Raw genomic sequence first — 17,867 nt, 5'->3', positions numbered from 1 at the left:
ATCCACTCCTATTAATTCAATTAAGTAAAATCAACATATAAAACTGCCATAATGGCAGTTTGAAATAATGCCTAATTCTCCTCATTTGCTAAAATAGAAATTGCACATTCTATTCTCTTTTTTTCCATTTCGCAACCTATTTTATAAGGTTTCATTATATCCCCATTAGTATGGTAAGCATTAGCATGACAACCTCCACTACAATAAAATCTAGCCCAACAGTTCCTACATTCTTCTTTATTAAAAATATTAGCTTTTTTAAATCGCTCTCTTAACTCTTCCTTTTCAATGCCAGTAAACACATTGCCTATCTTGAATTTCTCATTTCCAACAAATTGATGGCATGGATATAGATCTCCTTCAGGAGTCACAGCCATATATTCTGCTCCAGCTCCACATCCTACTGCCCTTTTTGCTAAACAAGGTCCTTGATCTAAATCTATCATAAAATGGAAGAATAAAAAATCCCTGTCCTCCCTCTTAATTCTAATATAGTCCTTTGAAAATTTTTCATATTCTGCTAAAACGGCTTCAATATGCTCTTCCTTTAAGGCATAATCCTTATCTGGCTCTGTTACTACTGGTTCTATTGAAATTTTTTTAAAACCTTTCTCATAGATATCTAATGCATCCTTAGAAAAATCTAAATTGTAGCTAGTAAAAGTGCCTCTAATATAGTAAGCCTTATCCTTTCTCTTATTAATTAGATTTTTAAATTTAGGCAATATTATGTCGTAACTTCCATCTCCTGATACTGTCTCCCGCATATTGTCGTTTATCTCTTTTCTACCATCTAAACTTAAAACCACATTGTCCATATGCTCATTTATAAAATCAATTTTATCATCGTCTAATAATAAACCATTGGTAGTTATGGTAAACCTAAAATGCTTATTGTTCTTCTTTTCTAGCTCCCTTCCATAATGGACTAACTCTTTGACTAGATCGAAATTCATTAAAGGCTCTCCACCGAAGAAATCTACCTCCAAATTTCTTCTATTGCCTGAGTTTTCAACTAAGAACTCCAAAGCCTTTTTGCCTATCTCAATATTCATTAAAGATCTGTCTCCTTCAAAATCTCCTTGGGAGGCAAAACAATATTTACATCTTAAATTACAATCGTGAGCCACATGTAAACATAGTGCTTTTACTATATTATCCTCATTGTATTTTATATCCATCCTATTGGCTTGCTCAGAATATAGAATTCCCCTATCTACTAAAATCTTAATTTCCTCATAAGCCTCAGTTATAGTCTTTTCGTCAAATCTATCTTCTAATAATGCAATAATGTCCTCCAATTTCTTATTATCATAATAATCTAAAATGTGATAAACAACATCTTCAACAACATGAACTGCTCCACTATTAATGTCTAACACAATATATTTATTATTTAGATTAAATTTATGAATCCTTTCTCTCATTTTATATACTCCTTCCAGAATGGTCATAAATTAAAAAGGAGTGGTTAGAACCACTGCCTTTTAGTCTATCTGTTCTCACACTTCTGATTTCCTACTGTACATGAAGTCTTGCAGGCTGATTGACAAGAAGTTTGACATTCACCGCAACCGCCCTTTAATACAGTATCCTTAAGGTTATTCCCAGATATGGTCTTTATGTATTTCATCTAAAACCCTCCCCTGCATGAGTAATACTGAAATGATTATACCATAAATGTATCCATATTTGAAGTTTTATTTTATATTTATGCCTATTACTCCTCCAATAATTCCGGTCACCAAGGCTACAAAAAATTTGCTAAGCGAATATATATCGAATACAAAAGGCTTTATAAAGAAATAATTCAAAAGTACTAATAAAACAAAATATAAAGCTCCCACAATCCCTCCATAGAGCCATCCATTTTCTTCCATCTTAATGGCCATGTACATGCTTCCAAATGTAATACTTATAATCATTATTACAGTATTCAATAAAGGTATCTTCGATTCTTTAAGAGATGTATAAGTTAATAGCAGAGAAATTATTAAAATCAGCACTAACGTTATTGTAAAAGATAGTACTAAACTCTTCCCAATGTTTATTCCTTTAACTAAGGTTTTTTCCTTCATCGAACCACCTCCCTTTTACTTTAAACTTATTAATAAGAGGTGGAATTTATTACTATATCTTATTTTGAACATATAATTGGGAGATAAAAGAGCAAAGCAATTGCAAAAAAACTTCCTTAAAGGAAGTTTTTAGCTATTTTCTTCGCTATCTTCTTTTGATTCTTTTGTCTCTTTTCTGTTGATAACTGCACCTATTGCCCAGCGGGTTACATCAATTTTAGTCTTATTAGCACCTACTTCTATGGTAATAATCTCATCCTTGATTTTTATTATTTTACCATAGATGCCACCAATAGTAATAACCTCATCACCTACTTTTAAACTCTCTCGCATTTCTCTAATTTCTTTTTCCTTTTTCTTTTGAGGCCTTATTGCAAATACATAAAAGAATATCAATATAGCAATAGGCAGAATAAGACCCCCTAAGCCTGCTCCTCCTGCATTTGCTGCTGCCATATAACATCCTCCCTTTCATAATATCTATATTATTTATTCAACATAAAATTTAAAAATCCTCTTTTATTAATCAATATATCCATAGTTTTTGTAAAATTCTTCCCTATATTCTAATAACCGGTCTTCTCTAATAGCAGTTCTAATATTTTCCATCAACTTGATTAAAAAATACAGATTGTGGATTGTGGTAAGTCTAAGACCCAATATTTCATTCACATTAAATAGGTGTCTAATATAGGCCCGAGTATAATTAGTACAGGTATAGCAATCGCATTCTGGATCTAACTTGGTAAAATCCCTAGAATATTTAGCATTCCTTATATTAATTCTACCAATGCTTGTCATCACTGCTCCATTACGGGCAATTCTAGTTGGCATTACACAATCTGCCATATCTATCCCTCTGATTACAGCTTCAAATAGATAATCTGGAGTACCTACTCCCATTAGATATCTAGGTTTATCTTTTGGTAGAAGGGGAGTTGTAAAATCCAGCATCTCGCACATTAACTCTCTAGGCTCCCCTACGCTTAATCCTCCTACTGCATAACCAGAAAATCCAATGTCAGTAATGCCTTTAACGCTTTCTTCCCTTAAATCCTTATACATCCCTCCTTGGACAATACCAAAGAGAGCTTGTTTTTCCCAGTTTTTATGGAAATCCTTGCATCTTTTAGCCCATCTAGTAGTTCGTTCCATAGATTTCTTCACATAATCATAATCTGCAGGATAAGAAACACATTCATCAAAGGCCATCATAATATCCGAGCCCAATGAATTTTGAATCTCAATTGATTTTTCAGGACTTATAAAATGGGTAGAACCATCGATATGGGACTTAAACTCTACCCCCTCCTCTGAAATTTTACGCAGATCACCAAGACTAAAAATTTGAAATCCACCACTATCAGTTAGGATTGGGCCATCCCAATTCATAAATTTATGAAGGCCTCCTGCTTCCTCAATTAGTTTATGCCCAGGTCTTAAATATAAATGATAAGTATTGCTCAAAATAATTTGAGCTCCCAAATCCTCAACCTCTTCAGGCGTCATAGTTTTTACAGTTGCTTTAGTGCCGACGGGCATAAATATGGGAGTCTCAACAATTCCATGAGGTGTTTCTAGCTCCCCAAGTCTTGCCATACATTCCTTTGACTCCTTTATAAGCCTAAACCTTACTGTCATTCTGCTCCTCCTCGTTATTTAATAAACATTGCATCTCCAAAGCTGAAAAATCTAAATTTGTTTTCTATAGCGTACTTATATGCATTAAATATATTGTCCTTGCCAGCAAAAGCACATACAAGCATCAAAAGAGTAGACTCTGGCAGATGGAAATTCGTTATCAGTCCATCAATTATTTTAAACTCATAGCCTGGATAAATGAATATATCAGTCCAACCCTTGCTTGGTATAATCTCACCTTTTTGATTGGCTACTGTTTCGAGAGTTCTAGTACTCGTAGTGCCAACAGCAATAATCCTACCTCCCTCACTTTTAGTCCTATTAATGATGTCAGCTGCTTCTTTGGAGACTTCATAATATTCAGAGTGCATATGGTGTTCTTCAATATTTTCCACTTTTACAGGTCTAAAAGTACCCAAACCTACATGTAAAGTCAAATAAGCTATATTAACTCTTTTTTCTTCAATTCGCTTTAGTAATTCCATGGTAAAATGTAGACCAGCCGTAGGTGCTGCCGCAGAGCCCTCATGTTTTGAATATACAGTCTGATACCTTTCTTTATCCTTCAATTCTCCTTTAATATATGGGGGTAAAGGCATCTCTCCTAATTTATCCAGTATTTCTTCAAATATACCATCATAAATGAATTTTACATTCCTAGTCCCATCTTCATTAATGGATAAAACATCAGCTATTAATAACCCATCTCTAAAAATTATCCTGTTATTAGGTTTAACTTTTTTACCTGGCCTTACCAGAGTTTCCCACGTATCCCTTTCAACCCTCTTAAGTAATAAAAATTCAATCTTCTCTTTTTTGCCTTCTCTACTGCCAAACAGCCTAGCTGGTATTACCCGAGTATCGTTTAATACCAAGCAATCCCCGGGATAGAAATAATCTATTATATCCTTAAATATCCTATCCTCTAATTTGCCAGTTTTCTTGTCGAGGACTAGAAGCCTAGACTCTTCTCTATCCTCAATAGGATATTGGGCAATTAGTTCTTCTGGTAAATCATAATAAAAATCTTCAGTTTTCATTGCATCATCCTCTACCTATTATTAATTGTAATATCAATTCCACTATAATAATGCTTTAATATATCTTCATAAGAATACCCAAGTTCCGCCATCTTCTTAGCTCCCCATTGACTCATACCTACTCCATGACCATATCCCTTTCCTTCTATTATGAAACTATTAACCTGTTGAGAAACACTACTATCATTTCCTACTATTCCATCTCGGTTAATAAACCTACTGGTAATACCTCTGGAAGATCTTCGTTCAAAACTGCTATCAATTACTTTTACATTATTTAAATCCACTAATTGGGGAGTTGAACTTTTACTATCAATTGCATATACATTGGAATTAACTTCTTCATAAGAACCTTTTTTTATGGTAAATAGATTGCTTTTGATTTCATTTAACCCTAATACCTCTCTAATTTCCCCTTTACTCAATGTCCTTTCTCCGGAAGTCCCTACTATTTTAAGTTTTGTAACCCGACCACTAGAAGAAGTCTCTGTAATTTTAATATCTAATATATTGCCTACATTTATACCATAATCCTTTAATTTACTATTAATTTCATCAGTAGTCATTTTATAACTCCAAGTACCATTAGGTGCATCAATGGAATACTTATCGTCAACGGAAGTTAAATAAGGATGATTATAACCCCAAGCTTCCGATGAGGCTTCTGTAATACCTCCACTATTTGAATGATATAAAGCATCTATTATATTTCCAGCATAAGTAATAATCATCCCCCTTGTCATATCTACTGCTCTATTAGTATTTTCCTGTTCTCCATCCATACCTCCGTAAACCTGACAATGGGTATTATCGCAAAGATCATATCCGTGGGCAATGTGTTTACTTCTATTTTTCAACGCATAAGTTCTGGAAGCAATGGCTTGTGCTTTTAATGCTTCCATTTCAAAAGAGGCAGGCATTTCTCTCGGAACTACACCGTATAAATAGTTTTCTAAATCGATATAATTTATAACTATTAAATTACCGTCTATTATCTTAAATTGTATAAAATCTCTGTAAAAATTATCTTCTACTCTCACCTTTCTCTCGTTAGACTTCCCAGATGTTAAAATCAATTCCTCTTCTTGATTGTATGAAAATAGAAGATTACCTTCCATATCAAAAATTCCTATGATATCTTTTTCCAATACTGCTACTCTAACATTTTCCCCTTCAAAATAATCTAAATATCCTATTAAATCCCCTTTGTTATATATTAAAAAGCCTTCTTCTCCATACAGGTTCACATAAGAGTTGGATTTTATAGGGCTTGTCAACCTTATCGCAATAAAGCTATTTTCCATAGAATTTGCATATATATAATCACTATTAAGTATTCCAACGATTAAAATTACTAGTACCAGGAAAACAAAAAGCCTTTTCATAATCTGTCCTCCTATCTTTTGATCACATTTAATAATAAAGTCAATATTATGCTAATAATTATACTAGATGCAATTGGAAAGAAAAATGTAAAATTGCCCTTTTGGATGAAAATATCCCCTGGTAATTTCCCTAAACCAAATTTCGAACCAAGGGTAAATGCTATACCTACTATTACAAAAACTATACCTAATGTCAAAAACATCCTACCAAAGGATTCCATCCTATCCCTCCTCCTCTTCCTTAAACGGTATTTTGAAATGTTCATAAGCTTTCCTTGAAACTACCCTACCTCTAGGAGTCCTGTTTATAAATCCTATTTGCAATAAATAGGGTTCATAAACATCTTCAATAGTAGTTCTTTCTTCACCAGTAGCTGCGGAAAGAGTATCCAATCCTACAGGCCCACCGTTAAAGCTTTCTATCATGGTAAGAAGTATTTTCCTGTCAACTTGATCTAAACCAAGTTCATCCACTTCTAACATCATTAACCCTTTCTTGGCTACATCCCAAGTAATAATTCCATCCTCCATAACCTGGGCATAATCCCTCACCCTCTTTAACAATCTATTTGCTATCCTAGGTGTGCCTCTAGACCTTTTAGCTATCTCCATAGCTCCTTTATTGTCAATGGGAATATTTAATATTTTGGAGGATCGCTTAACAATCTCTTGTAAACTATATTTATCGTACAATTCCAAATTTAGCATTACTCCAAATCTATCCCTCAATGGAGATGTTAATAAACCTGCTCTTGTTGTAGCACCAATTAAGGTAAACCTTGATAAATCCAGTCTAATAGACCTAGCACTAGGTCCTTTTCCTATGATAATGTCTAGAGCAAAATCCTCCATAGCAGGATACAGTATCTCCTCTACAGATCTATTTAATCTATGTATTTCATCGATAAATAATACGTCGTCTTCTCCCAAATTGGTCAATATGCTAGCCAAATCACCTGGCCTTTCAATGGCAGGACCTGAAGTTATTCTAACATTTACTCCCATTTCATTAGCAATGATATTAGCTAGAGTAGTTTTTCCCAACCCAGGTGGACCATAAAGGAGTACATGATCCAAAGGTTCTTTCCTTTCCTTTGCGGCTTGTATGAATATTTTTAGTTTTTGCTTAACTTTATCTTGCCCGATATATTCCTCCAACCATTTAGGCCTTAAATTAGCCTCTATTTCCCTATCTTCTTTTTGAATTAAACTAGAAACAATTCTTTCATTTCCATTATCCATTTGCTATAACCTCTCCTTACTATTTAGAAAGCCTTTTCAAAACTTCCCTAATAATATCCTCAGCGGCCATTCCCCTTGTATCAATTTTATCAATAACCTTTAATACCTCTCCTTTGGAATAACCTAGAGACATTATACCATGTATAGCCATTTCTATCTCATCATTTTCTAACTCAGGTTCCTCATTAATTACAATACATTCTTTATTTATTCTATCCTTTAATTCCAAAATAATCCTAGATGCAGTCTTTTTACCAACTCCTGGAGCGTTACAAAACTGACTAGAATCGTTTTTAATAATTGCTAACTTTATTTGATTTGGTGTAAGACTAGAAAGAATGTTCAAACCCACCTTTGGTCCAATTTTAGAAACTAGCAATAATAGATTAAACATTTCCAATTCTTCTTCAGTCGTAAAACCATAGAGATTAATTCCGTCTTCCCGTAAGCTAAAATGAATATACATGGTCACATTTTGACCAATAACAATATCTATAAGTGAATTCTTTGAAGTATATATCTTATAGCCTATGCCATTATTATCTAATACTACATAATCATCCTTAGTGTTGACGACTTTTCCCGTTATATATTCATACATTTTATTCAACCTCTTTATTTCATTTTAAACATGTCCTTATAATTTAAACAACTACTATGACAAATTGCTACAGCCAATGCATCAGCTGCATCGTCTGGCTTAGGTATTTCCTTTAAATTAAGAAGTATCTTAACCATTTCCTGAACTTGCCTCTTTTCAGCCCTACCATAGCCTACTACAGATTGTTTTATTTGCAACGGAGTATATTCATAAACCTCTAAACCCTTATTTATTGCTGCAAGTATTTCCACACCTCTAGCTTGTCCCACTTGAATTGCTGTCTTTACATTCTTATTAAAAAACAATTCTTCTACTGCTAAATCCGCTGGATTAAACCTATCTATAATAGAAGATAATTCGTCATAAATTAACTTTAGCCTTTGAGGAAAAAAAATATTTGAATCAGTTCTAATAACTCCATAGTCCAGCAACCTATATCTATTTCCTTTATACTCAATTACCCCATATCCTACTATAGCAAGTCCAGGATCAATGCCTAATATTATCATTTTTTTCCCCTTTCAATAATATATCATATATACATATTACCACATTTTAAATAGAAAAACTAAGTTAATAAACTAACTTAGTTTAACTAATAAAGTTTTCCAACACATCTGATAATTCTTCTAAACTATCCACTCTTATTCCCTCTTTTAACTTTTTCTGATCTATTTCTTTTAAAAGGGTTATAGGATAATCATTAAAAACCTTATCTAATACTTCCATGCCGTATTCATCTATCTTATATATGGCAACCTTTCCATCAGACTCTCCGATTATATAGTGGTTAGTACAAAGATGGTCTTTTTCTTCCCTTAAAATGATACGACTAGTAGTAAAATGGACTATCCTTACATTGGGAAAATTTTCTTTCATATATTCGCGGTATTCTTTTTCCGTCATATTTATTATATTTTCATCTAAATCATTAATTATTGTTATGTTATGATTACAAGCTTTATAATGAATCTTCTTCTCTATATAGACATTTGGTGAAATCCGTTCTTCTTCTTTTAATATCTCTAAGTTCAAAGGATCTACCCCTTTGCCATTATGTGAAATTAAATTGTCATTTTTCGCCTTTCCACTCATAATCTTATATCCTAATATAAAGCTAACTAAAAATAAAGCAGTACAAAATAAAAAGATTAAAATAGCATTCTGCTTTTTCATAAATATCCCTCCAGTATTATCTAGAGGAATATTTTTCCCAATTTACAACATTTTATACATGCATATTATCTAGAAATTTCTCCTATTTTAAAACCAGCCTTTTCTATCTTTTCTATAAGTCCAATTACATCCTTTGTGTCCACCCGGATTATTACCCTATATACATCTAATACCTTAGCATCAACTGCTGCAAAATTGATTATATTCACATTTTCTTTCCTAATGACTTCAGTAAGCTTTGCCAGTTGTCCAGGAATATCTAGCATATTTACTACAATTCTAGTCCCCTTATCCAATCCAAATATTTCCGAAAATGCATCGAAAATTGAGCTATGAGTTAAAATACCGGTAAACTTGTTTTTCGAATCGAAAACTGGTAAAAAAGGAGTCCTCCATTCCTTTAAAAGATATGAAGCATTTTCTATGTAATCATCTTCTTTTATGGATCTAAAATTAGTACTATATAAGTCCTTGACCTTTGTATTCTTCAAAAATTCATTCTTATCTCCTTGGTTATATTCAAAATAATTTCTGTATATAGCCTCTTTCATTAGATAACCTTTAAATTCATCACCTTCTAAAACGGGTAAAGACATAAAATCTCCTTCTTGGATTTTCTTTAAGGCTGTATAAATATTATCTTGTAAATCCAAAGTAACTAATTTTTCCCTTCTTAGCATGTGATTTTTTACATACATCATAATCCCCCCAATTTATATATACCTATTAAGAACCCTATCATTTATTCCAAACCAGCTTGCTTCTTTATATAGATTTATGGCATTTTTAATTATTATATCTACTATCATTTTGTATAGGTCTCTTATTTCCTTTGTAGATAGATAAGATTCCTCTTTTATATTAGGTTTATTGAAATTATATTCTATCTTCAGCTGTTTATCAATATACATATTTAAATTATATATCTTACTTTTTATAACCCTTTCACAGTATGTAGTTATAAAGTCTGTTAGATGTTTTTTCTCCTCATTCTCCCTATCTATATCTTCACAAATTTTAATTTTTAATTTTTTTACTTCATCTATAGAAACATTGTAGTGGAATAAAAAGTTTCTTTCATACAGCATATCTATAGAATAATGTTCTATAGCTTTATCTTCCAATATATTAGCCCATTTATTATTGTAAAATCCGTTTTTATATCCTTCTAAATATATGGTCAATTCTAGCCTATTTATATCTTCATGGATTAACATTGTAATGTTATTAGATATAAGTTGTCTATCTTTTCTTGGAAACAAAAGCCTTCTTACCCTTCTCCTAATCTCCTTAGTACAAACATACTTAGGAGAAATATTTGTCATTCTCGTTTCCAAATCGTATAAATTCAGGAGGATATGTATTGAGTTTATATCGCCATTATACAAGAAATTATATCTTAGCCCGTTATAGATTTGCCAAAGTTCAGCTTTTGCCAATACCAAAATAATCCCTCCCCATAGCAATTGTTTCCAAAACTCTGGAGGATTAAACCATCTTTTTCTTTTTAATTTTGACACTTAATTATATTATACTACAAGAAACGATATTTCTGGGATTAACTTTATTATTTTTATTAAAAATCTAATTAATATAAATAGAAAAATAAAAAGCATTGAAACCAGTCCAATGCTTGGTTTAAAAATAATTATTTAGTATTACTTTTGTTTAACTCTTCCTGTTTTAACAATATGGATATTATAGTATCATAATCTAATCCTTTCGTCAATTTATAATCTCCTACCCTGAGCCTTTTATCTATCCCTTTTGCCTTTCCATACTTTAAAAAATCTTCTGCATCATTTATTATGCCTGCCTTTTCTAGTCCTCTGGACACCTTAATAAGGGAATCTCCATATTTTATAGAAAAGGTTATCTCCTCTACATCTTCGATTGCTATTTCATTATAAATTTCCTCTTCTTGAGTTTTCCCTCCCTCTTGAGTTTCTATTTCTTCTTCAATCCGCAACTCTTCAGCTTCTTTTTCATTCTGAACATGATTTTGAATATCTTCTTGGTTAGTAGTAGCAGTAATGTTAATATTATCCTTTATGAAAACCATTCCTAGTTCTTTTGCCTTCTCTATTATTTCTTCATCTGTGTACTCTCTATATGTCCATTGAGGATAAAAAGTATATACAGCATTTGTAACAATAATTCCTATACCTAATCCCAATAATAAATATGGCAACCTATGCTTTTTAAACATTTCAAAACTCCTTACCTTTTTTACTCTATTTTACAACATATTTTGACTAAAGTAAAAATATTTTTTCCTTTTCACATTCTTCAATTATACTATCCGTCCAAACCGAAGCTTGAACTTGCCCAATATGTCTTTTTTCTAGGAAATACATACATATTCTAGACTGGCCAATTCCCCCACCAATAGTAAGAGGTAGCTCCCCTTCTAGCAACATTTTATGATAGATAAACTCCTTCCTTTCTTCTGCATTTGCAATTTTTAATTGTTTTTCTAATGCAGCACCATCTACCCTTATCCCCATGCTAGATAATTCTAAAGCCTCACCTAAGATGGGATTCCAGAACAGAATGTCTCCGTTCAATTCCCAATCATCATAGTCAGGTGATCTGCCATCATGGGGAAAACCAGATTTTAATCTGCAGCCTATTTTCATCAAGAAAACTGCTTTATATTCCTCACAAATTAAATGTTCTCTTTCTTTAGGGCTTTTGTCGGGATATCTATCTTCCAACTCTTGTGTTGTTATGAACTTTATCTCTTCCGGTAGTTTAGCTTTCAAAAAAGGATATATTCTATTAATTCTTTTTTCTGTAGCTTTAAATACTTCATATATATCTTTCACCACTTTTTTAAGATATTCTTCATTCCTATTTTCTTTTGAAATTACCTTTTCCCAATCCCATTGATCAACATATATAGAATGGGTTCGGTCAAGAACTTCATCAGGTCTAATCGCATTCATGTCCGTATAAATCCCTTCACCTATCTTAAAACCATATCGTTTTAATGCGAATCTTTTCCATTTTGCTAAGGATTGAACTATTTCTATTTCCTCATTATATTTTCTCATTTTAAATGATACAGCCTTTTCTACCCCGCTCAGATAATCATTTAAACCTGACTCGGGTCTTACAAATAGTGGAGCTGATACCCTAATTAAATTTAACTTTTTGGCCAATTGCCTCTCAAAATAATCCTTGATAATTTTTATAGCTATTTGAGTTTCCTTAACATCTAATCCTCTCATGTTTATCCCTCCTGAATAATTAAAATAAAAAACCTTTCATCCTAAAGGACGAAAGGTTAACTTCCGCGGTGCCACCTTAATTAGCAAAAGGCTCTCTTTAGCCAGTACAGAATAATTCAATAAAGAATCATTCGATACTGCATAGTTGATAACGGACTATACCCGTCTAAGCCTACTCTTTACAATAGCAAATTTCGGTTAGATGCTTAGGGATGTTCTTCATCATTAATTCCGTGCCGGATTCCCACCAAGTACCGACTCTCTGAAACTTCCTTAATGACTACTCTTCCCATCATCGCTTTCACCATATTAATAAGGTATTATATTCAATTTAACCATATATGTCAATAGGTTATTTTTATTTTTTGATCAAAGAATTGAATAAATCGTTAGTTTTTCTTTCCCTTTCTCTTGTCTCCTCTTCGTTAATAACAAATCTATCTTTTATATATTCTACTACATCCCCTTCTTTTAGATTATCAGGAAAAAGTACTCTATCAAACTCTAAGACCCCGCCATCGCTCAATATTTCAATTACGACCCGATCCTCCTCAAACCTATCAACTATACCTTTCACCTAATCTCCCCCTATTTAATGCAATTTTTATGAGGTCTATAACCCATGTTTTCTGCCTCCACAATGGATGTAAAAAATATACGGTTTTCCTCAATTGGTAATGAGTTACATTCTATACTATGGAGTACCTTAGTGTTTTTATTTCCAATATACATTATTGCAACAGCATTCTCTTTTCTTGCAATCTCCGTTTCATAAACCCAGCGTTGTCCATCTGATATAAATACTATATCTCCTAATCGGTCAGTTCTTAAAATCTTAGTGCCTATTTTATTTAATCTCTCTAAGGTTTCCCTATGTGGATGCCCATAGGCATTCTCCCTCCCTACGCTTATTATTGAATACTTAGGATTAACCTTTTCTAAAAAGTCATCATTAGTAGAAGTTCTACCGCCATGATGACCTACCCTTAATAGATCTGCTTTAAGGTCTAAACCACTATCTATCATATCCATTTCCGAATTTTTTTCCGCATCTCCAGCTACAATTAATGAGTTATCGAAAAAATCTATTTTAGAAACAATTGAAAAATCATTTGTTGCATCATAATCATCTCTATTAGGAGCTAAAAAATAAAATTTTAGTTGTTCTTCATCTATTAGGTAATCTCCAGCTTTGACTATATCTATATTTAAATTTTGCTTTTTAATCGCCAACAATAATTCCTCGAATACAACCGTATTAGCCGTTTTATTGGGCATATACACCTTTTTAATTTTAAAATTCTCCACTATCTGGGGTAGGCCTCCTATATGGTCTTCATGGGGATGGGTGACTATTAAATGATCTATTTCTTCTATACCTAATACCTCAATATATTTGACTACCTTATCTTGGGCACTTCCAGGCCCTCCATCAATTAGAGATACCTCACCATTGGGGAGCTGTATTAAAGTCGAATCTCCTTGTCCCACATCAATAAAATGGATTTTAAGTAGATTTTCATAATCCTCAGAGGGTATTGTATCCGTAACTACATTACAACTCGTTGTAATTATGAGAAACGCCAATACTAAGAACAGTATGCCTATCCTATTTTTATTCACCAATTTTCCTCCTTAAATTATTACATATCCTTCTCCTTAGAAAAAATCCTCCCTATCCACAGATAAGAAGGACTAAAATTCAAAAGCAAAATCTTTATATCTTTCTTCATTATATGCTTTAACCGTATCAATTATAAAATAAGAAACTTTCAAATTCAGTGATAATGCAAAATTCAGATCATTGGCAAATCCAGTCTTAAGTGAATATTCCTCAATTACATCTTCTATATATTTCTTTAACAGTACCTTAAGCTTAATGACTCGGTTCTGAAACATATCTATATCATCTATAGTTATTACATTCTTTTTAAAATTGTGATTCATTGCATAATCATTTAGCCCTGACTCATACTTAATATGCTTAAACATGCTGTTTACATAAGTCCATCTTTCTGCATGTGGAAGGCAGACAAAATCACTTAAATAATGGGATATGATACCAATTTTTTTGCTTAATAATTTAATTGCTAATGGGTCAGCCGCTGAATTGAAATCTACAAATCTGCTTAAAAAAATTAATTTAATTATTTCATTTACAATATAATTAAGACTCTCTTTTTTATAATGTCTGTGTAGTCTAAATTGTGGTAATATGTCTGGTGCTACTGAACCCCATAACAGTTTATTCTTATCTAATTTAATCCCATAGATATCATAAATATTATCACAGATGTTGCAACCTATAATCTTATGTGTATCGCCAAAAATGATAAACACATCCTTTACATAATTTTTAAAACCTTATTCGATATTATAATATAAGGATTAAAAAGTCAATATCAAAAATTGGCATAACCTATTAAACCATTAAAAATATCTTAAATTAGCCATTTAGCTTTTTGTCCAAAATTTCCTTATATATTTGGTAGTTATCTTGGTTAAACAATACAAAATATACTTCTTCAATAAAATTCTCTTTGGCAATAAAATCCATTACAGCTCTAGTTGCCACCTCTGCAGCATCTAGTTTTGGGTAATTATAAACTCCAGTGGAGATAGCAGGAAATGCTATGGTTTTTAAATTATATTCTTTGGCCAGCTTTAGAGAATTATAATATGCATTATATAATAATTTTTCTTCTCCACTTGTTCCATCTCTGTACACAGGTCCAACGGTATGTATTACGTATCTACTAGGCATATTTCCTGCAGTTGTAATTCTTGCCTCTCCAGTAGGACAACCCCCTATTTTTTTGCATTGTTCTAGGATAGTAGGTCCTCCTGCCCTATGAATGGCACCATCCACTCCTCCACCTCCTAATAAGGTGTTGTTTGCTGCATTCACAATAGCATCTACTTCCATCTTAGTTATGTCACCTTGAATTATATTAATCTTTGTTTTATTATAAATATACATCTGGCATCCCTCCTATATTAATTATACCTATTCTGTGCAAAAATCAAAAATTGATTTATAATAGGTAGGGACATTAATTATAGACATTGCCAAAATCAATATATCAGGAGGTATTAAATTGAAATATAAAGACGTAGTAGAAGCTATTTTTGTAAACAGACCTAACCGTTTCATAGCCAATGTAATATTAGATGGTAAATTAGAAAAGGTTCATGTGAAAAATACAGGCAGATGCAAAGAGATCTTGACAGAAGGTACTAAAGTATATCTGGAAAAATCTGATAACCCCAATAGAAAAACCAAGTATTCTCTAATAGCTGCTTACAAAGGCAATTTACTAATCAATATCGATTCCCATATTCCCAATGAAGTAGTATATTCTAGCATAAAAGAGAATAAGATAAAAGAACTTATGGATATTGATCTACTAAAAAAAGAGGTCACCTATCGAGGGTCAAGATTTGACATTTATTATGAGAAGGGAAAAGAAAAAGGATTTATTGAAGTAAAAGGAGTCACTTTAGAAATAGATGGACTTTCCCTATTCCCTGATGCACCTACGGAAAGAGGAACCAAACATATAATGGAAATTGTTGAATCTATAAAAGAAGGATATAATTCATATATATTTTTTTTGGTTCAAATACCCGGTATAAAGTATTTTAAGGCTAATGAAGAAATGGATAAAGCTTTCTCAGATGCCTTACTTTATGCAAAAGAAAAAGGAGTTAATATATTAGCCTATAACTCCTTAGTAACTGAAGATGAAATATTGCTAGGTGAGCAAATAAAGCTATTAATTTAATTTAATTACCTCGGATATGGCAGGCCAAATATCCTCCGTTTCGAATCCCTTTCTCCAGGATGCTATTCCAGCCAAATTATACTTATTCACCAATGATGATTTCAGTTCTATGGAATTAGCATCCTCTAGCCATATCTTGTAAATGATCCCATCAATAGAAGTTTCGCCATAGTATTGACTGCTTCCTTCATCCCATTCCAATTCTATAGTATTTTCTCTGATAAACTTATTTGCTAATTCCATCGACAAAGCTTGGGAAGAAATTTTAGCTTCCCCATCAATTTCTTCTATCTTCCACAATCTAGTGTAGAATGGGATTCCTAGTATTAATTTTTCATTAGGCACCTGAGCTAACACATCCTCAATAGACTTTTCAACCCAATTGTATTGGGCAACAGAACCAGCAACAGGACTTGCTGCCCAGTGCTGGTCATAGGCCATCAAAATCAAATAGTCTACAACCTCCGAAAGCCTCCCCCTGTCAAAGCTTAAAGACCAATTCTCTGATGTGGAAATTGGGGTAATATCCATAGTAACCGTCATTCCCTTTTCCCTAAAAACTGGATATAATTCTCTAACAAACTGGGTCAATATATCTTTATCTTTTAAATATACATTTTCAAAATCTATATTTATTCCATCTACATTATAACTCTGGTAAAGCTTCAATATATCCTCAATTATTTCTTCCCTTAATTTGCTACTGGAAAGTAGTTTATGGGTTAAGTCTGGATTAAAACCATTATTTATTAATGGCCAAATCTCATAGCCTAATGATTTATATTTATTGACGTATTCATAATTTCCCTTATCTAATATATCTCCCTTCTCATCAACAATGGAAAACCAAGTAGGAGATATTACGTTTAGTCCATGAATTGGCTTTACTTCATCAATTGTCACCATTTTTCCATGAGTATAATCCCAAGTTAGATTTATAATTCTACCATTCCAATTTGATTTAGGTTCCTGTTCAACTTTATGAATATTAGTAGTAAGGTCTATTTTCAAATACTTTTTCTCCATATATCCAATTATTCCTTCAAAAGTCCTTACCTTATACCAATCCTTTAATTCTTCAAATACTACTACTGCTGTGCCAACTGGAAGGTCTTTTAATAGTATTGGAGATTTCTTGTCAAAGCTTAATCTAATATCCCCACCTTCCATAATTACTTCTCCTAAAGGATATCTATAATCTGGATGTTCTATAATAACTGCATTAGTTTCTTCAAAATAATTAATATTAAAACCATAGTGCAGAATTAATATTTCATCTGGAATATAGATTCTATCCTCCACCTTAATTATTGGGTGCTTTGTTAAAAATTCCCTATGATTTCTAGAACCTTTATTTTCTCCAATAATGAATCTTAAAACCTTTTCATTATCAGTAAAAATTACTATTTCATCTTTTTCATCATAATACAGGTTTGGGTCTAAATTTTCCTTTAAACTATCTAATAAAATATATATGGCACCTTCCTGTAAAATGACTGGATTATCTTCAATTAATAGCTTGTCCCCAATAACAAGATAGATATCATCTGAAATAGAGATAACCTCTTGATTCTCAGCATTCAAGTATATGAAATAAAAAGAGGTTCCAACTATATATAAAACCAATAATATAACGAGTAATTTCTTCATCAAATCACATCCTTTACCCCTTTTTACTTTCAGATT

General features: G+C 32.2%; 22 protein-coding genes and 1 other annotated feature. Of the genes, 1 reads left to right on the top strand and 21 read right to left on the bottom strand.

The window, feature by feature from the left end:
- Positions 1-71: 71 nt before the first annotated feature.
- The 20 genes from scfB to BLV68_RS13315 form a co-directional block, all read right to left on the bottom strand.
- Entirely contained in the window at positions 72-1,427 is a 1,356-nt protein-coding gene (scfB, locus tag BLV68_RS13410) for a thioether cross-link-forming SCIFF peptide maturase (RefSeq protein ID WP_093754664.1), read from the bottom strand.
- 65 nt (positions 1,428-1,492) lie between these two features.
- Entirely contained in the window at positions 1,493-1,633 is a 141-nt protein-coding gene (gene scfA / locus BLV68_RS13405; RefSeq protein ID WP_093754662.1) for a six-cysteine ranthipeptide SCIFF, read from the bottom strand.
- Positions 1,634-1,700: 67 nt separating this feature from the next.
- Positions 1,701-2,078: a TIGR04086 family membrane protein gene (locus BLV68_RS13400; protein ID WP_093754660.1), complete on the bottom strand. Its 378-nt coding sequence runs from the start codon at positions 2,076-2,078 to the stop codon at positions 1,701-1,703.
- Positions 2,079-2,207: 129 nt separating this feature from the next.
- On the bottom strand, positions 2,208-2,534 hold the full coding sequence (gene yajC / locus BLV68_RS13395) for a preprotein translocase subunit YajC (RefSeq protein WP_093754658.1): 327 nt from the start codon (positions 2,532-2,534) through the stop codon (positions 2,208-2,210).
- A 66-nt stretch (positions 2,535-2,600) separates the two neighbouring features.
- A complete protein-coding gene (tgt, locus tag BLV68_RS13390; RefSeq protein ID WP_093754656.1) occupies positions 2,601-3,719 on the bottom strand; it encodes a tRNA guanosine(34) transglycosylase Tgt in 1,119 nt (372 codons plus the stop codon).
- Positions 3,720-3,733: 14 nt separating this feature from the next.
- Positions 3,734-4,759 (bottom strand): tRNA preQ1(34) S-adenosylmethionine ribosyltransferase-isomerase QueA, encoded by a 1,026-nt coding sequence (gene queA / locus BLV68_RS13385; protein ID WP_093754654.1) that lies wholly within the window; start codon positions 4,757-4,759, stop codon positions 3,734-3,736.
- Between the two features lie 11 nt (positions 4,760-4,770).
- Positions 4,771-6,144: a SpoIID/LytB domain-containing protein gene (locus BLV68_RS13380; protein WP_093754652.1), complete on the bottom strand. Its 1,374-nt coding sequence runs from the start codon at positions 6,142-6,144 to the stop codon at positions 4,771-4,773.
- An 11-nt stretch (positions 6,145-6,155) separates the two neighbouring features.
- Positions 6,156-6,365: a DUF2905 domain-containing protein gene (locus tag BLV68_RS13375; RefSeq protein WP_093754650.1), complete on the bottom strand. Its 210-nt coding sequence runs from the start codon at positions 6,363-6,365 to the stop codon at positions 6,156-6,158.
- 1 nt (position 6,366) lies between these two features.
- Entirely contained in the window at positions 6,367-7,386 is a 1,020-nt protein-coding gene (gene ruvB, locus BLV68_RS13370; RefSeq protein WP_093754648.1) for a Holliday junction branch migration DNA helicase RuvB, read from the bottom strand.
- A gap of 19 nt (positions 7,387-7,405) precedes the next feature.
- The gene (gene ruvA, locus BLV68_RS13365; RefSeq protein WP_234949929.1) at positions 7,406-7,987 is read right to left on the bottom strand and encodes a Holliday junction branch migration protein RuvA; all 582 of its coding nucleotides are present in this window, start codon (positions 7,985-7,987) and stop codon (positions 7,406-7,408) included.
- 14 nt (positions 7,988-8,001) lie between these two features.
- Positions 8,002-8,496: a crossover junction endodeoxyribonuclease RuvC gene (gene ruvC / locus BLV68_RS13360; protein WP_093754644.1), complete on the bottom strand. Its 495-nt coding sequence runs from the start codon at positions 8,494-8,496 to the stop codon at positions 8,002-8,004.
- Between the two features lie 82 nt (positions 8,497-8,578).
- Positions 8,579-9,163, bottom strand: a complete 585-nt coding sequence (locus tag BLV68_RS13355; protein WP_093754642.1) for a BofC C-terminal domain-containing protein — start codon at positions 9,161-9,163, stop codon at positions 8,579-8,581.
- 65 nt (positions 9,164-9,228) lie between these two features.
- Positions 9,229-9,861, bottom strand: coding sequence for a CBS domain-containing protein (locus tag BLV68_RS13350; RefSeq protein WP_159428705.1), 633 nt, complete (start codon positions 9,859-9,861; stop codon positions 9,229-9,231).
- Between the two features lie 15 nt (positions 9,862-9,876).
- Positions 9,877-10,608, bottom strand: a complete 732-nt coding sequence (locus BLV68_RS13345; RefSeq protein WP_093754638.1) for a hypothetical protein — start codon at positions 10,606-10,608, stop codon at positions 9,877-9,879.
- 203 nt (positions 10,609-10,811) lie between these two features.
- Complete coding sequence (locus BLV68_RS13340; protein ID WP_093754636.1) at positions 10,812-11,372, bottom strand: MltG/YceG/YrrL family protein; 561 nt, start codon at positions 11,370-11,372, stop codon at positions 10,812-10,814.
- A 46-nt stretch (positions 11,373-11,418) separates the two neighbouring features.
- The gene (gene asnA / locus BLV68_RS13335; RefSeq protein ID WP_143035290.1) at positions 11,419-12,396 is read right to left on the bottom strand and encodes an aspartate--ammonia ligase; all 978 of its coding nucleotides are present in this window, start codon (positions 12,394-12,396) and stop codon (positions 11,419-11,421) included.
- A 41-nt stretch (positions 12,397-12,437) separates the two neighbouring features.
- Positions 12,438-12,701, bottom strand: a binding site (T-box leader).
- 53 nt (positions 12,702-12,754) lie between these two features.
- Positions 12,755-12,973, bottom strand: coding sequence for a DUF3006 domain-containing protein (locus BLV68_RS13330; protein WP_093754632.1), 219 nt, complete (start codon positions 12,971-12,973; stop codon positions 12,755-12,757).
- Between the two features lie 11 nt (positions 12,974-12,984).
- A complete protein-coding gene (locus BLV68_RS13325) occupies positions 12,985-14,019 on the bottom strand; it encodes an MBL fold metallo-hydrolase (RefSeq protein ID WP_093754630.1) in 1,035 nt (344 codons plus the stop codon).
- A 72-nt stretch (positions 14,020-14,091) separates the two neighbouring features.
- Complete coding sequence (locus tag BLV68_RS13320) at positions 14,092-14,736, bottom strand: zinc dependent phospholipase C family protein (RefSeq protein ID WP_093754628.1); 645 nt, start codon at positions 14,734-14,736, stop codon at positions 14,092-14,094.
- Between the two features lie 106 nt (positions 14,737-14,842).
- Positions 14,843-15,376, bottom strand: a complete 534-nt coding sequence (locus tag BLV68_RS13315) for an O-acetyl-ADP-ribose deacetylase (protein WP_093754626.1) — start codon at positions 15,374-15,376, stop codon at positions 14,843-14,845.
- Between the two features lie 118 nt (positions 15,377-15,494).
- Between BLV68_RS13315 and sfsA the strand changes: the two genes are divergently transcribed.
- Positions 15,495-16,181: a DNA/RNA nuclease SfsA gene (gene sfsA, locus BLV68_RS13310; RefSeq protein WP_093754624.1), complete on the top strand. Its 687-nt coding sequence runs from the start codon at positions 15,495-15,497 to the stop codon at positions 16,179-16,181.
- Here sfsA and BLV68_RS13305 read toward each other — a convergent pair.
- Positions 16,173-17,831 carry a glycosyl hydrolase family 18 protein gene (locus BLV68_RS13305; RefSeq protein WP_093754622.1) on the bottom strand — a complete coding sequence of 553 codons (1,659 nt, stop codon included), beginning with the start codon at positions 17,829-17,831 and terminating at the stop codon, positions 16,173-16,175. The two genes, sfsA and BLV68_RS13305, sit on opposite strands and share 9 nt — an antisense overlap.
- Between the last annotated feature and the right edge of the window lie 36 nt (positions 17,832-17,867).

The organism is Tepidimicrobium xylanilyticum (genome assembly GCF_900106765.1).
Classification (GTDB): domain Bacteria; phylum Bacillota; class Clostridia; order Tissierellales; family Tepidimicrobiaceae; genus Tepidimicrobium; species Tepidimicrobium xylanilyticum.
The sequence above is the reverse complement of the archived record's forward strand: the minus strand, read 5'-3'. Positions and strand labels throughout refer to the sequence as shown.

Excerpts from the sequence above, each read along its gene's own strand:
- asnA (WP_143035290.1), bottom strand. The coding sequence starts at position 12,396 with ATGAGAGGATTAGATGTTAAGGAAACTCAAATAGCTATAAAAATTATC.
- queA (WP_093754654.1), bottom strand. The coding sequence starts at position 4,759 with ATGAAAACTGAAGATTTTTATTATGATTTACCAGAAGAACTAATTGCC.
- BLV68_RS13340 (WP_093754636.1), bottom strand. The coding sequence starts at position 11,372 with ATGTTTAAAAAGCATAGGTTGCCATATTTATTATTGGGATTAGGTATA.
- scfA (WP_093754662.1), bottom strand. The coding sequence starts at position 1,633 with ATGAAATACATAAAGACCATATCTGGGAATAACCTTAAGGATACTGTA.
- BLV68_RS13375 (WP_093754650.1), bottom strand. The coding sequence starts at position 6,365 with ATGGAATCCTTTGGTAGGATGTTTTTGACATTAGGTATAGTTTTTGTA.
- tgt (WP_093754656.1), bottom strand. The coding sequence starts at position 3,719 with ATGACAGTAAGGTTTAGGCTTATAAAGGAGTCAAAGGAATGTATGGCA.
- scfB (WP_093754664.1), bottom strand. The coding sequence starts at position 1,427 with ATGAGAGAAAGGATTCATAAATTTAATCTAAATAATAAATATATTGTG.
- BLV68_RS13400 (WP_093754660.1), bottom strand. The coding sequence starts at position 2,078 with ATGAAGGAAAAAACCTTAGTTAAAGGAATAAACATTGGGAAGAGTTTA.
- ruvC (WP_093754644.1), bottom strand. The coding sequence starts at position 8,496 with ATGATAATATTAGGCATTGATCCTGGACTTGCTATAGTAGGATATGGG.
- ruvB (WP_093754648.1), bottom strand. The coding sequence starts at position 7,386 with ATGGATAATGGAAATGAAAGAATTGTTTCTAGTTTAATTCAAAAAGAA.
- BLV68_RS13355 (WP_093754642.1), bottom strand. The coding sequence starts at position 9,163 with ATGAAAAAGCAGAATGCTATTTTAATCTTTTTATTTTGTACTGCTTTA.
- BLV68_RS13315 (WP_093754626.1), bottom strand. The coding sequence starts at position 15,376 with ATGTATATTTATAATAAAACAAAGATTAATATAATTCAAGGTGACATA.
- yajC (WP_093754658.1), bottom strand. The coding sequence starts at position 2,534 with ATGGCAGCAGCAAATGCAGGAGGAGCAGGCTTAGGGGGTCTTATTCTG.
- BLV68_RS13380 (WP_093754652.1), bottom strand. The coding sequence starts at position 6,144 with ATGAAAAGGCTTTTTGTTTTCCTGGTACTAGTAATTTTAATCGTTGGA.
- ruvA (WP_234949929.1), bottom strand. The coding sequence starts at position 7,987 with ATGTATGAATATATAACGGGAAAAGTCGTCAACACTAAGGATGATTAT.
- BLV68_RS13350 (WP_159428705.1), bottom strand. The coding sequence starts at position 9,861 with ATGTATGTAAAAAATCACATGCTAAGAAGGGAAAAATTAGTTACTTTG.
- BLV68_RS13305 (WP_093754622.1), bottom strand. The coding sequence starts at position 17,831 with ATGAAGAAATTACTCGTTATATTATTGGTTTTATATATAGTTGGAACC.